Source organism: Chryseobacterium hagamense (assembly GCF_007991455.1).
In the GTDB taxonomy this organism is placed as follows: Bacteria; Bacteroidota; Bacteroidia; order Flavobacteriales; family Weeksellaceae; genus Chryseobacterium; species Chryseobacterium hagamense.
Window position 1 is genome coordinate 1 of record NZ_BJYJ01000026.1, and the last position, 14,956, is coordinate 14,956.

Sequence of the window (14,956 nt, forward strand, 5' to 3'; positions counted from 1 at the left end):
CTACGCTTCGGGTAAACCTGAAAGACGGCGGAGCGGAAGGGCTGGAATGTTCATCCCATCTTGCCGGCGCCAGGGATGAAACCAAGTGGGTGGAAAGCTGCCCGTGGGATAAGATTCCGACAAGTGAATTGATCCCCGGAAAACCACCCATCAAAGCAAGAACCAGAAGTTTTGCAGAGCTGGAAAAACTGGCTATTGATGGCTTGAATTATCACTGGGGTAGAAATAAAAACCATGCTGCTGCAAAGAATGTTAATATAACAGGCGAAGCTTTTGAAGTTTATGTAGATGCGGTGAATACACAAGATCATGCTATGGATGATGTAAGCCTGGTATATAACACAAACGGAAGCTGGATGAGGTCAGGAAACCCTGGATCCGCAACCTTGAATCCCATTTCATGGATTGGAAACTTAGTATCACGAGAAGCGATTTGTTATAATGTTGGGTATATTAAATATTCAAAAAGATGGAATTATGAAACTGAGAATAACGAAGATATTGGCTTTAAAGAAACTTCTGCGCATGAAGTTGGCCACGAAATATTAAAATCATATGGTGGAACCTCATACTCCTATGGTCACAAGGGAAGTGTAAATGTTGTAACTCAAAGCAACAGTGATCTTTCTACCAATTATCCAACATCGGGGGAAATTGACATTATGCCTTATTATAATAATTATATTCCTATTTTAGAAAGGAAAAGAATGGCAGCTGCAGAGAAAGATGTTCTAAGTCTATTATGGCTAACAAAAATAAAAATCAAATAACATGACTGGAAATTTTTTAAATATATTTTTGATATTATTTATAAACGCCTGTACGCCGGTACCTGATTATTACGAAGGGTATATTTTCAGCAGTAATAAAAAGCCGCTTGCGAAGATTAAAGTTTGTGAAGAGTATGGTGCCGAGTGCGTATATACCAATTCTGAGGGTTATTTTAAACTGAAAATGCAAAAAAACTCAATTAGAAATTTGATTATATTTTCAAATGACCAACCGATAGACACTATAAGAACAGTTTGGAGCCAGCATGGTGAGAAAATAGAATATTCCTTTATTGAAGGAAAGAAAGATACTTTGTTTATTAAAAAGTAAAAAGTTTTTCAAATTTGTGGTTTTTAATATTTTAAAACTGATTAACGTTCATCCCATCTTGCCCGCGCCAGGGATGAAACCCGGTGGGTAGAAAGCTGTCCGTGGGATAAGATTCCGACAAGTGAATTGATTCCCGGAAAACCACCCATCAAAGCAAGAACCGGAAGTTTTGCAGAGCTGCAAAGAATGTCAATATAACAGGCGAAGCTTTTGAAGTTTATGTAAATGTGGTGAATACTCAGGATTATTCTATGGATGATGTAAGCCTGGTATATAACACAAACGAAAGCTGGATAAGGTCAGGAAACCCTGGATCCGCAACCTTGAATCCTATATAATGGGTAGGTAATCTGATTTCAAGGGAAGCCGTATGTTATAATATGAGATATATTAAATATGCCGATGATCAGTGGGATTATACTTTTAAAAATAAAGAGGACATAGAATTCAAGTTTACTACCGCTCATGAAATAGGCCATGAGATCCTAAAATCGTATGGGGAACAGTATACTCTTATGGTTATAAAGGAAGTCTGAATATAGTAATACAGTTACGAATAGGAAACACTTTGGTTACTCTGAAAATGGGGAAATTGACACAGTACCATATTATCCTTCGGATTCTCCTTATTCATCGTTTAACAGATATGCTGCGACATAAAATGATAGCCGGAGATTATTATGGTTGAAAAATTAAGATTTAAATGATTAAGAAAAATTTCATTATCGAGATGATCTTTATAGGTTTAACCCAGCAATAATCCGGAAACCTTGCTCTTCCGGAATTTTTTTTCTCCGTTTTTAATTTTTAAATAAGTTAACAATTATTAAAAATATCTTAAATCAATCATAATATTTCTCTCATTTGTGTAAAATAATAGATGTTTTTTTAATATTTTAATAATGTAATTTATTGCTAGTCAATTGTTTATTTTTATTTTATTTCTATTGTCGTAGAATTACGACATCAAATCGTAGAACTACTACAAAAGATGGATTTATGGTTTAAATACTTTCGGGTTAAAAATAAGAGGTATATCTTTGACTCAACAAATCAACCAAATCACAAAATATTAACGATTAAAATTTACCATTATGGCAGCAAATTCAAGAGGAATCTTAAAATTCAACGGCGGAGAAGGACAAAAATTACTAAAGCTGAATTACAGCGTATCGAGATCTACCGATGTTTCGGGCAGGGTAGCTTCAGATCCTTCCAATGCACTGATCAAACTTACCGTAGAAGCTACTGAAAAATCAGATATCTTAGAAAGTTTACTGAACGGAAAATACAAACCTACCACAGGTGAAATTACTTTCAACAAATCCCATGAAGAAGGTACGCTGATTACCCTTACCTGGCATAACGGATATGTCATCCAGCATGAAGTAGACTTTGATGCTGTAGACGAAAACAGTATGTTGGTTAGTTTTGTGGTAAGTGCCGAAACCATCGATTACGGAAATTCAAATTATCAGGGTCTGTGGCCGGGAGGTAGCAGCAACTAAACCTACAATCATCTTAGTAAATAAAATTGGTTACAGAATAGCATAGCTCATCAGAGTAGCTATTCTGTTTTTTTTTAAATCAGATCGTTTTCATTTTTCAGTTTGATCTATTAAGGTCATCACTATTGAAAGATGATAAATAAAATTGAACCGGGAATTCTCCGGATCGGTTTAGCAGTGAATAAAACACATCGAATCAATTAAAATTATAAGACATGTTTAAGGATGGCAATGATCCGGAAAATCCTTTTTCTCCGGTAAATTCTTTCATCAGGACGCCTTTTGAACCGGGAAAGGAAGCGGCGGTGCATAAGGCGACAGAAAAAATTCAGAAAAATACGGAACGGAAGATTCAGAAGACGGCGCAGGAACTCACACCGGTGCAGACCTACACTGAAGTTGAAGGAGAAACATCCGGAATGCTGATGAATCAGAAACTACAGCCTAATACTCCGGATTTGATGGAAGATAAAGTCTGGTCTCAGCAGCCTGTTTCCAAAATACATAATGCCAAAGCAATTCCCGGAAGCCTGCTGCAGGGCCTCAACCGGGTGGTGCAGCTGGACATCGTGGTGGAAGGAAACGTGATTAAGCATTTCAAACATTTCCAGCTGAAGCAGAGTGCTACCCGGCATCACGAATTCAGCCTGATGCTGGCCCATGATTCTTTGGGAAGTACAGAAAATCATCATCTCGAAGAAGCCCAGAATTTCTTAGGCAAAAGAATTACGGTTATTTTTAAGTATAAAGATCTTGAAGAAGGTCCTGAAAGAAATTTTGTAGGAGTCATTACTGAAGTCGGATTCAGCCAGGATCAGGGAAGTCTCGGAAATATTGTCCTGACAGGATATAGCCCGACCGTTCTTCTGGATGCAGCTCCCCATATCCAAAGCTTTGGAGGTGCTCAGGAAATCAGCCTCAACAGTATTGCCGATCATATCATTAAAGAAGGTCTTGGAAATGGGAAATTCGACTTCAGGGTTGATGCCCGGCACGGAAATGTTTCTTACAGCTCGCAGTATGAGGAGACACACTATAATTACCTGGCCCGGATCGCAGAAGCCTATGGCGAACAATTCTACTATGACGGCGAAGTCCTGCACTTCGGCAAACTTCCACCACAGGAAAAACCGGTTCAGCTGATCTATGGAAGCAGCGTAAATGATGTAAAAGTCAGGATGAAAGCCCAACACGTCAATCCGAGTTTTTATGGTTACAACAGCAGCAAAAATGAAAAATTAACCACCGGAAGCTCAAAAATCACCCATGCTTCAGACATTGCCCGACGGGCTTACGAAATTTCAGAAAAAACATTTACTACGCCTTCTTTGAGGGTGGCCCCCATAAAAGCCTCTTCATTTATTGATGTGGATGCATCACAGAAAGGCACTGCGGGCAGTAAAGCCTCAGAAGTCTTCATTACTTCAGGTACAACAACAGTTCCTTTTCTGTATCCCGGCTGTCCGGTAGACCTTGAAATGAGGAAACAGGATACCAACGATACTTCCTATTTCACCAAAATCCTGATGACGGAAGTATGCCACGATGTGGATGCCCGCGGTTATTATACCGGAACCTTTGAAGCCATTGCCGCAGACTGCGAGTACATTCCGCGTCCCGAATTTGAAATTCCGAGGGCGGAACCCCAGTTTGCAAAAGTGGTTTCCAATGCCGACCCGCTGAATCAGGGAAGGGTTCAGGTTCAGTTCGACTGGCAGAACGGTGCGCTGACTACAGAATTTATCCGCGTGATGACCCCGGACGCGGGAGCCAGCGATAAAGTCAGCAAAAACAGAGGATTTATGGCCATTCCGGAAGTTGGCGATCAGGTAATTGTCAGTTTTGTACACCAGCATCCCGACCGGCCGTTTGTCATGGGCGGCATGTTTCATGGCCAGGTAGGTGCAGGCGGCGGATCCGGAAACAATGTTAAAAGCCTGAGCACCCGGAGCGGCAATAAGCTGGAGCTGAATGACGGCGAAGGTTCGGTATTCCTTACCGATCAGGGCGGAGTGAATATGAAATTTGACGGAGCAGGTAACGCCGTTACCAATGCCAACAATGATAAAACCGTAACCGTAGGAAACAACAATACCGTGCATGCAGGAGCCAAACACTGTACGGATGTTGGAGAAGGGCAGAGTGTGCTGACGATGGATAAAAACGGAGTAATCGATCTGAACGGAGCAACCAAGGTAACGCTTAAAGTAGGAGAAAGTTACATTCAAATTACCGGAGATAAAATCGTGGTTTACAGTAAAGATATAGAAGTTACGGGGCAATCCTCAGCAACGGTAAAAGGTTCCGGAAGCGCCAAGGCTGTATTTGAAGGGAAAACTGAAATTACAGGATCGCAGGTAGACATCAATTAATTATGGAAATGATCAGATACGAAATACAGAAGGAGGACACCTTACATTCGATTGCTGAAAAATATGAAATGGCCGTTCAGGATTTAATAGATATCCATAATCAGAATTGCGGGCTTACCAATGTAATCATCGGCGATAAGATACCGATTCATCTTCAATATATTTTTTTAGAGGTCGACCCTTCCCGGCAATTCCGGACTTCCGGTATAGCTTTTACAAAAAGAGCGCGGTACCGGTGTGAACTGAACAATATTATTGCCATTGAGGGAAAACCCAGTTTTTCCGCTCAGACCAAAACGGAATACCTTTTTAGTTCCAGAAAACAGGATGACGACATTTTATTCATGTTAAAGCTTGAAGATTACGTGAATTCCATTCAGCCACAGGAAATGGAAGCTGCATTTCATCTGATCAGGGAAATAGAAATGATCAGAGATATCGTGGTTTATACCCAAAGTGAAGATGGTGAAATAAAGGATATCATCAACAGGGAAGAGCTGTCGGAAAAATGGCGGGAATTTATTCTTCGGAAAGCTCCTGAAATTCCATTTTATAAGGAAATGGAAAACAGGGATCCGGAAACGATCCGTGATTTTATTGAAAACGGAAACAGAGAGTTCTCCGATTCTGAAAAACTGGGTAAAGTCCTTGCCAAAAATATGCTTTATCATATTTTACTCAAAAGCCAGATGAAAAAGAATGATTATTTTTCCATCCTGCAACAGTCTCAACTATTCCCGAATATTCTGCTGGCAATTGAGGTATCGCGAACTGTTGTTTCCGATCAGGGAAATACCATAACCTACCGGCTTACGGGAACTTTAGATAAGAACAGGCTGGATCATGATAAAATAGTCAGACTATATGAAGAAATGTATCAGCCTGTTATTAAATATTCCTTTACCGAATTTAATTTGATCTATCGTATCACCTATACCGTAGAAAAAGCTTCGGGACTTTTGATGGATGCTACAGCCTCTATCAAGGAACAGGTAAAAAACAATTATGAATCGATCACCAAGTTTGAACTGCGAAGAGTTGAATTATGAATACTGTTATCAATAAAGCATTTTCAGCCAGAGGATATGATCATCAGACGGTCATCAGGACAGCTTATCTGTGGCTGCCTCTTTTTGCGGTTGTGATTTTTGTCTGTTCTTATTTTGAAAAGTATCGTTTCATCCTGTATATATCGGTAGTTGGGGCCACTTACGCTTTCATCCTCGGTCAGTTAAAGAAAAAAGCGGTGGAAGTAAATTTCTGCAAAGATAAAATCACGGTCAATAGCGCTGAAATCCGTCTGTCGGAGATAAAGAGTTATTATATCTCACTGCCTCTTAACGAATTAATTGTGTTAAGAATGCGTACCGGAAGCGGCGACAAATCTATTTATATAGATAAAAACAAAAGAGAGCACATTACTGAATTTTTAAAGGTAAATCATATTCCTGAAGAAAAAATCTCGTATGATTATTATTTGCAGTACGGCCACCTGATCATGCCTTTTGCAGGTTTATTGATTTGTGCTGCCATGTATAAACTCTATTATTATATTCAGTATGGTTTTTAATGAATAACAGGTAATCTTTAACCGATATGAGTAAGGCTTATATTCCCCAGGATACCTGGGCCGTGTGTACATTCCAGCAAAATACAGGACCGCAGAAACTGATTGCTACCCGATATGACCGGAAGCAGTTTACGGTTCTGTATAAAGGCGACAAAAATTTTATTTTTCTTACGGTCAGCGACAAAAATGTAAGAGAAAAATTCATATGCAAAAAACCGATGAACATGTGGATGGCTATCGGCGGGCTTGTGGTAGGGCTTATTCTGGCTTCCAATCCCATCGGATGGGTAGTTGCAGGCGTCTGTGCAGCGGTCCTTGTCGCTTCTGCAGCCATCGCCGTCATCACTCATGATTGCACGGGACCTTTAAAGGCAGGAAAGTGGATCAATGAAAAATCCAATGTCAGCTTCGATCGGCAAAAGGCCATTACCGAAGCTTCCATGCTTTCCTGTGACAATGGCGGGGTTCTTCAGCCGATCATCAGCTATGATGTTGCGGTTCAGGCCGCAAAAGCGATCGCTTACGAAAACATGAAAGAAACTGCCGTTACCACTGCTGCAGCCGTAGCCACCGGCTTCTTTATGGGAAAAGGAGGCGGATTCCTCAAAGCTATAAAAGGCGTGTTTACGAAATCCGGAGCTCTGTTTACGATAGGGGGGATGGGGGCAACCTACGCGATGACCACGGCTCAGAGCAGAATGATGAGAGGAAACAGCGGGTATGCAGATAATGAAATTTACCAGCGAATGAACAAAGCTGAGGAAAAAGATCTGTCTGATCCGGCAACTGTTGAAAAAGAAACTTATGAAACCACGAAAAATACGGCATTATCGGGAGCACCGCCAAGTATTAAAGATCTGGCCAATGTCGTACAGCTGTACCGTACAGGTCGAATTATTATTCAGGATAAAGCGTTGAAGGCACAGTTTGATCAGCTTTCTAAAATGAATAAAGTACAGCTGAGAAACAGCCCCCGTGCAAGGGCTTTGGTAAAAAGTATTCAGGAGAAAAGACCTGATGTCTTTAACGAAATCAAGAGAAGCCCGAATTCAAAACCCATCAGGCTGAGGCCGCAAATGAGGGATAAAGCCATTGCCCATCTTGAAAGCGAAATCAAAAAGAACAGATGGTCCCCTTCCAATGAGAATTCACTGCTTACGAAAGGAGCTTCCATTGCCTTGTTCTTTGTTCCTCTAGTCGGGGGATATTTTTCTGAGAATGCGAGAAGGAAACTTGCGGAAAATGCGGTAAAGGACGACACGTCAGGAATCAGTGTCAGAGCAAAAGCAAAGGAATGATTGTAGAAATGATCGGTATCTTCCTTAAAGTTAATAAATGTTATAAAATTCCGGACAAAAAAAGAAATTCCGTATCTTTAATTCACCTAAACTAAATCAAACTTAAAAGTATGGAAGCCTACAATTTTGAAACGGCCATCAAGCCCTTTTTCTGGGTAGCCTCAGACAAGACTTTTTCAGTATGTTTAAATGCCGGAACCTATAAGCCCGAAATTTTCGAGTGGCGGAAAGATGAAGGATTCGAAGGAAACGGATACGACTGGGCCTCGCTCGCGAAAGTGTTCCTCGAAGAAAAACGGCCGGATCTTGCGGAAGACATCAGATTCGATCCCGAAGCCGATATGTTCTGCGCCTATTCTGAAAATCCGGACAAATTAAAAGAGTTTATCACCGGGTTTAAGGAAACGTGTGAAAACGAATTGCAGATCCAGGATCTCTTCTTGAAAGCGGAAATCGATTAATCAGTCATATCAAAGACCTCATCCGGGGTCTTTTTTAATGGAAGGAACCCTGGCAATTTAAACATTAATTTTGCTACTGGCTACTGGCTACTGGCTACTGGCTACTGGCTAGTGGCTATCAGCTATTGGTTCTGGCTATTCGCCATTAACCATTAACCATTAACCATTAACCATTAACCATTGACCATCCACTATTCACCATCCACCAATACCTATTTTCAGGAGCTTTTTCCGGCTTTCACTACTCGCTTTTTTACCCCCGGCCTCATCCTTCCGTAAAAAGAGCTCAGACAGGCCGTTCAATCCGGGCTATGACGGAAGATCCTCTGCTGAATAAACCGAACTTTCCGGAAACGGCAGAATTTCTTATTTTTAATAAAAATTTAAGATGACCAGAACAATTCTTTTACTCATCACCCTTTCAGGACTGTTTGCCGTGATGCAGGCACAGACGCAATCCTTTCTCTATACCGGAACCGTGGACGGTAAAATGCAGGTAACGCTCTACCTTCAGGAAGAAGAAAACGGATGTGGCGGAGATCCCTTTTACAGTGGAATCTACCGGTATAATAAAGTCAGCAACTGGCTGCAGCTCAGCATTTCCAAAAACAATAAAAACCAGTATGCCATGGTAGAGGATGGTTTTACGGGTCTGATGATCGTACGGAAAGAAGGTACCGGCTTAAAAGGCCTGTGGATCAGCCCCGACGGAAAAAAGCAACTGCCGGTCATCCTTAATAATCAGGCAATCAATGCGAAACAGGCGGAAAGCTATAGGGAAACTCTGGAGAAAATCAATTATGAAAACCATGACTGCTGATAAAACAAAATACACCTGAATAAAGAGACCGACACCAAATCATTAATAAAAACCTTAAAAAATCAATAGCTGATTTTACCTGACTGTTCCCTTTTTCAGGACAACTGCATTATTGGACAAATTTTTACCCTTAACATCGGCAAGGCCAAAAGGGGCGGTTTATCTCAGCATCTGGTATAACCCGATGTTTCCAGTGCACCACCCCCATCTACCAAAATCCTGAATTTATCCGGTACAAGATTTCCGAATCTCAGGTTTCATTTGATAAAACGGAAACTAATTCCTTATCTTTGTTCTTTATGGAAAATATGGACGCAACACAGGATAAAAGGCTTTTCCTCATCGATGCCTATGCAATGATTTTCAGGGGTTTTCATGCCATGTATAAAAATCAGAGGTTTACAAGTACAGGGTTGGAAACAACTGCTATTTTCGGTTTTATGAATTCTCTGATTGAATTGATACGGAAAGAAAAGCCTACCCACCTTGCTGTAGTGTTCGATGTAGGCCAGGCCAGCATCAGAACCGACGATTTCTCCGATTACAAAGCCAACCGGAGCGAGACCCCGGAAGCGATAAAAATTGCAATTCCTTATATACACCGGATATTGGATGCCATGCATGTTCCTCATCTGGGAGTACCCGGTTATGAAGCAGATGACGTCATCGGAACCATTGCCTGCAAAGCTGAAAAAGAAGGCTACACCATTTTCATGGTAACACCGGATAAAGATTTCGGCCAGCTGGTGACCGGGAAAATTAAAATTTACAAACCCGGTTATAAAGGAGGCGACATCCAGATTATCGGGGTGGAAGAAATCAAGGCCAAATATGAAATCGATGATCCGAAACAGGTAATCGATTATCTGGCGATGATGGGAGATTCCTCCGATAATATCCCCGGACTGGAAGGGGTAGGTGAAAAGACCGCCATGAAATTCCTGAAAGAATACGGAAGCATTGAAAACCTGCTGGCCAATACCCACGAACTGAAAGGAAAACTGAAGGAAAAAGTAGAGGCTTCGGCAGAGCGTGGAATTTTATCCAAAAAACTGGCAACCATTATCTGCGATGCGCCTGTGGAATTCCATCAGGAACAGTATGACCTGGAAACCCCGGATTTTGAAAAAGTAAAAGAAATCTTCGACGAAATTGAATTCAGGAGGCTTTATGATAATCTGTACAGGGCTTTTGCGCCGGCGGTTACCGGAAATGTAAATGCGATAAAAGAAGCCGACGTTGTCGAAACCGCGCCCCAGCAGAAAGTGGCACAAGCCGTCGGTCAGCTCGATCTTTTCGCTACCTATGAAGAAATGGACCAGGCCGCCGGAACGAAATCAACTATTGAGCATAATGATCACCTGTATCAGTTTGTGGACAATCCGAAAGCCCAGAAAATGCTTGTTAAAAACCTTCTGCAGCAAAGGGTCGTATGCTTTGATACCGAAACCACTTCACTGAACGAACTGGAAGCCGAGCTGGTGGGAATGAGCTTTTCCTATAAAAAAGGACTGGCGTATTACGTTCCGCTTTCCGAAGACCAGGGAGAAGTGTTGCAGACGCTGGAAATTTTCAGGCCGTTCTTTGAAAAGGAAGACCTGCTTAAGGTAGCCCACAATTTAAAATTCGATTATAAAATTTTAAGAAGATACGATATTACGGTGAAGGGAGCCATGTTCGATACGATGATCGCCCACTACCTCCTGAATCCGGACGGAAGACATGGAATGGATTACCTTTCTGAGATCTATTTAAACTATAAACCGGTCTCCATCGAGACCATTATCGGGAAAAAAGGCAAAAACCAGGGGACTTTCCGGGATGCGGACCTGAGAACCCAGACCGATTATGCCGCGGAAGATGCCGACGTCACTTTTCAGCTGTACGAACTTTTCGCTCCTCAGCTGAAAAAGGAAAACCTCGAAGACCTGTTCTTCAATATCGAGATGCCGCTGATGGAAGTCCTTGCGAAAATGGAACTCGCCGGCATTTCCCTGGATGAAAAATGGCTGGCTCAGGAAAGCATCGATCTGGAAAACGACCTGAGACAACTGGAAGCCAAGATCTTTGAGCTTTCCGGGGAAGAATTCAACGTCAATTCTCCGAAGCAGCTCGGTGAAGTGCTCTTCGAAAAACTTCAGCTGGATCCGAAGGCCAAGAAAACCAAAACCGGACAATACGCAACATCGGAAGACATCCTTCAGAAACTGTCAGGCAAGCACGAGATCATCCAGCACATTTTAGAATACAGAACGTATCAGAAACTGAAATCAACTTACGTGGATGCCTTACCGTCACAGATTGAAAAAACGGATAACCGCGTTCATACCAATTTTTCACAGACCACCGCCGCCACAGGCCGTCTGGCGAGTGTCAACCCGAACCTGCAGAACATCCCGATCCGTACGTTGAGAGGGCAGCAGATCCGGGGAGCATTTGTTGCCGGTGAGGGGAAAAAGATTATTTCTGCCGATTATTCCCAGATCGAACTGCGTCTGATTGCTGAGATTTCCGGCGAAGACAACATGATCAAAGCATTCCAGGATGGCGAAGACATTCATGCTTCCACCGCAGCGAAACTCTTTAATATTCCGTTGGAGGAAGTATCCAAAATCCAGAGAAGCCAGGCCAAGACCGTTAACTTCGGGATTCTGTACGGTCAGGGCGCCTTTGCTTTGGCAGAGCAGACCGGTTTATCCAGAAGCGAAGCCAAGCAGATGATTGAAGCCTATTTCGAAACCTATTCCAAGCTGAAGGCCTATATGGCAGACCAGGTAAAAAAAGCCAAGGAAATCGGATATGTAGAAACCATTCTGGGAAGAAAACGCCACCTGAAAGACATCAATTCCGGTAATTTTGTAGTCCGTGCCCATGCCGAAAGAAATGCTGTCAACGCTCCGATCCAGGGAAGTGCAGCCGACGTCGTGAAAGTGGCCATGATCAAGATCCAGAAAGAATTTGAAAAAGAAAAACTCCAGACCCGCATGCTGCTGCAGGTTCATGACGAATTGGTTTTCGAATCTCCCGCAGAAGAGGTAGAACTGGCCGTCAACATCATCAAAATGGAAATGGAAAATGCCATTGAAACCCAGGTTCCGTTACTGGTAGAAGTAGGAGTAGGAGAGAACTGGTTGGAAGCGCATTAACCACCAAATTAAATAATCCGATGCTCGGGTAAACTTGGCAAAGCTAATTACAGATTAACTATTTAAATATTGTTTTTGATCGTAAAGATATTGCTGATTTTACCGGAGCTTTTTTTCTTGCTGTGATGATCACATATTAACATTGGAAAGAAGTAAACTGCAACCATGAAAAGAACAAAATTATACATTTTCATTACATCGCTTATTATTATAGTTTTAGCTGCTTTATTTTTTAATTTAAGGAAAAAAAAGCCTGAAGAGACCATTGTTGCAATAGAAAGACCCATAAAGGAAGCAAAAGAAAATATTAAAGAAGATTCCCTTATTGCTTTCACAGATTTTGTTAGGGATTTTAATTCTCATAAGGCCGAAAACATAGACCGGTACATTGATCCGGAATTGGGAATGATGCTTTTTTTTCATGACGGACCTTACCCGATTCTCATGATCAGTTCAACCATAAAAGACGAAATTGATCGGTTTAGCCAGGATATTTTTGAGAATATAAATAGTACCGATTCTCCCGAATATTTAGGGGATTTTGAATTTTTCAAAACCGGATTTTTTATCAGGCAGAATGACGGGGAGTTTTCTTTAAAAGATTTTGACAATACCTACACCTCGCATCCTGAATCGTTCTTTAAAAAAAACAGACAGCTCGAAACATCCTGCAATTTTTCTGCGGTAGGGATATCAAAAGGTCAGACTAATACTTATCATTTTTATTTTAAACTTGAAGGAAATAAGCTTACCCTTCTCGGATTAAGTACCGACTCCGTCAGTGATGATATGTTTGCGAATCCCAAAGCAGCTTTTATTCCGTTTGATAATAAAGGGGATATCGAAAATTATTTTCAAAAACAGAAACTATTCAGGGATAAAGCTAATAATGCCTATATTGACTTTGATAAAAAAAAAGATTACCTACTACGATTTTCCGGACGAACCGTTTACATTTGAATCTTTTGAAATTGATACCATCCAGAATAAATCAGGTAAAGTAAAATCTGCAAAAGTCATTTTTTACTCGAACCTAGTAAACAAAGAAAACGGGTTTTCAACTTATTTTTCAAATAAAGGCACTTTTGTAATTCCTCCTATGGGAATAAGGCCTCCATATTTTTATGAACCGGTAAAATAGAGCTTACAACTGTAAGCAAAGCTAGCTTACATTCGGAAATTTCATCTGATATATCTTCACAGATATTCACCCTGATGATTATTAGTGTTTTTCGCCATTCCGCTGATTTAAGATAAAGCAAAAGTAAGGAAAGCAGCAAACAAGACGCCGCTAATCAATACGATGAAAACCGCAGACTTTTTTACATCGTCCAGTGTTTTGCCCTCTTTTAAAATCAGTTTCCGGAAACCTTCCGAAATCAGGGTAAGCAAAGCGGTAGTGAAAAGCAGGCATAAGGCTGAACAGACTCCGAAACCAAAAGTATTTCCTTCATTCTTACCCAAAAAGAAAGGGATAAAATCATAAAGGAAAAGGACATTCCAGACAATGGGAAAAAGAACTTTCACCCACGGCTTCAACGGAAATCCGCCCTGTCTTTGCTGCTGAATGATATGTAGATCTTTTTCGGATAAAGGGAATTTTGTTTTTTCCAGAAATCCCGTCTTTTCAATTTCACCGATAACGGTCTCAGGATCGGTCATGGTCCAGAAAACAACATGCGGACTGTAATTTTCAACCCGGTGCAGGATCTTGATTCCTTTTCCTATTATCGGAACCGAAGCATAAGGTTTTATTGAGATTATATCCTGTGGCTGAAAAATAAGATTTCCTACGAGGGAGGCATTTATTTTCAGCATATTTTCATCTACATAAAGATTGGCAAAAGGGTAGGTGGCATTGGCTCTTCCGATCCTCGCGCCGCCTGTAAGGGTAAATGTTTTCATGGATGTTTATTTTATTATTCTTATCACAGCCAGATCATCCGTCGGTTTCATGCCGTACCGGTGTTCCAGTTTTTTCAGTTTCCGGAACAGCATTTCCCCGGAATCGTGATATTCATGATCTATACAAATATAATTCATAGGATCAATACTTTCTTCTGTATCTGCTTTTTTCACTTTAAAGAATGTACTGATGCCATCGGTGGCAATAGAAATGTCTTGAAGATCATCAAAAATAATGATCTGGGTCTGATTTTGATACCAGTCTTCGAAATCTTCCTTCAGATGATAAGTAAAATAATCAGGCTTATTTCCGTTTTCAAATTCAGTGATCTTTCCGTTGATACAGACCAATCCGTCTCCGATGCACAAAACAATTCCCTGATTTTCTTTCTGGTCGTACAGAAGAAGGATTAGCGTCGTCAGCAGTTCTTTTTCATCCAGAAGCAAGATATTTTTTACTTTAAGGATTTCAGTGAAGAGCTGTTTGAGAATGTCTTTCAGTTCTTCTTCAATCGTATTCCGGTTGTCTGTCCGGTACATTTCTTCATAATTTTTCCCAAGAGCGATTTTCCGGAGGATTTTTCCGGTAAGAGCAGAAGCAAACTGGCTTTCCATAGCTGTAGAACAGCCATCCATAACCGCACAGAGTATTTTATGACTTCCAATAGATTTGGTAATCAGGAAATCTTCACAATGGTTGAGGTGATAGTCGCCGATTTGCAGTGCAGAGTAGATATTCATGGTACAGCAAAAATACACAATTTGCTGGTTCGGA

Annotated in this window: 12 protein-coding genes and 1 pseudogene; 11 read left to right on the forward strand and 2 right to left on the reverse strand. The window is 41.1% G+C overall.

The features are described from left to right. The 11 genes and pseudogenes from CHA01nite_RS20555 to CHA01nite_RS16735 all read left to right on the forward strand — a co-directional run. Nucleotides 1–770: pseudogene (locus CHA01nite_RS20555) on the forward strand (hypothetical protein); the annotation flags it as partial. A gap of 1 nt (nucleotide 771) precedes the next feature. Continuing rightward, the gene (locus CHA01nite_RS16690) at nucleotides 772–1,101 is read left to right on the forward strand and encodes a hypothetical protein (RefSeq protein WP_146943440.1); all 330 of its coding nucleotides are present in this window, start codon (nucleotides 772–774) and stop codon (nucleotides 1,099–1,101) included. A gap of 1,094 nt (nucleotides 1,102–2,195) precedes the next feature. Continuing rightward, nucleotides 2,196–2,609 carry a type VI secretion system tube protein TssD gene (tssD, locus tag CHA01nite_RS16695; protein ID WP_174771836.1) on the forward strand — a complete coding sequence of 138 codons (414 nt, stop codon included), beginning with the start codon at nucleotides 2,196–2,198 and terminating at the stop codon, nucleotides 2,607–2,609. 215 nt (nucleotides 2,610–2,824) lie between these two features. Beyond that, nucleotides 2,825–4,981, forward strand: a complete 2,157-nt coding sequence (locus CHA01nite_RS16700) for a type VI secretion system Vgr family protein (RefSeq protein WP_146943444.1) — start codon at nucleotides 2,825–2,827, stop codon at nucleotides 4,979–4,981. Nucleotides 4,982–4,989: 8 nt separating this feature from the next. After that, a complete protein-coding gene (locus CHA01nite_RS16705; protein ID WP_170234759.1) occupies nucleotides 4,990–6,030 on the forward strand; it encodes a LysM peptidoglycan-binding domain-containing protein in 1,041 nt (346 codons plus the stop codon). Further along, nucleotides 6,027–6,551, forward strand: coding sequence for a hypothetical protein (locus CHA01nite_RS16710; RefSeq protein WP_146943448.1), 525 nt, complete (start codon nucleotides 6,027–6,029; stop codon nucleotides 6,549–6,551). The genes CHA01nite_RS16705 and CHA01nite_RS16710 overlap by 4 nt, the downstream gene beginning before the upstream one ends. 26 nt (nucleotides 6,552–6,577) lie before the next feature. Continuing rightward, on the forward strand, nucleotides 6,578–7,849 hold the full coding sequence (locus CHA01nite_RS16715) for a DUF4280 domain-containing protein (RefSeq protein WP_146943450.1): 1,272 nt from the start codon (nucleotides 6,578–6,580) through the stop codon (nucleotides 7,847–7,849). A 110-nt stretch (nucleotides 7,850–7,959) separates the two neighbouring features. Then, nucleotides 7,960–8,310, forward strand: coding sequence for an immunity 51 family protein (locus tag CHA01nite_RS16720; RefSeq protein ID WP_146943452.1), 351 nt, complete (start codon nucleotides 7,960–7,962; stop codon nucleotides 8,308–8,310). Nucleotides 8,311–8,698: 388 nt separating this feature from the next. Next, on the forward strand, nucleotides 8,699–9,130 hold the full coding sequence (locus CHA01nite_RS16725) for a hypothetical protein (protein ID WP_228458440.1): 432 nt from the start codon (nucleotides 8,699–8,701) through the stop codon (nucleotides 9,128–9,130). A gap of 308 nt (nucleotides 9,131–9,438) precedes the next feature. Beyond that, nucleotides 9,439–12,276 (forward strand): DNA polymerase I, encoded by a 2,838-nt coding sequence (gene polA, locus CHA01nite_RS16730; RefSeq protein WP_146943454.1) that lies wholly within the window; start codon nucleotides 9,439–9,441, stop codon nucleotides 12,274–12,276. 165 nt (nucleotides 12,277–12,441) lie between these two features. After that, entirely contained in the window at nucleotides 12,442–13,236 is a 795-nt protein-coding gene (locus tag CHA01nite_RS16735) for a hypothetical protein (protein ID WP_146943456.1), read from the forward strand. 288 nt (nucleotides 13,237–13,524) lie between these two features. Here CHA01nite_RS16735 and CHA01nite_RS16740 read toward each other — a convergent pair whose 3' ends face one another. Further along, the gene (locus CHA01nite_RS16740) at nucleotides 13,525–14,181 is read right to left on the reverse strand and encodes a hypothetical protein (RefSeq protein ID WP_146943458.1); all 657 of its coding nucleotides are present in this window, start codon (nucleotides 14,179–14,181) and stop codon (nucleotides 13,525–13,527) included. A gap of 6 nt (nucleotides 14,182–14,187) precedes the next feature. Further along, entirely contained in the window at nucleotides 14,188–14,922 is a 735-nt protein-coding gene (locus tag CHA01nite_RS16745; RefSeq protein ID WP_146943460.1) for a protein phosphatase 2C domain-containing protein, read from the reverse strand. Nucleotides 14,923–14,956: the final 34 nt, after the last annotated feature.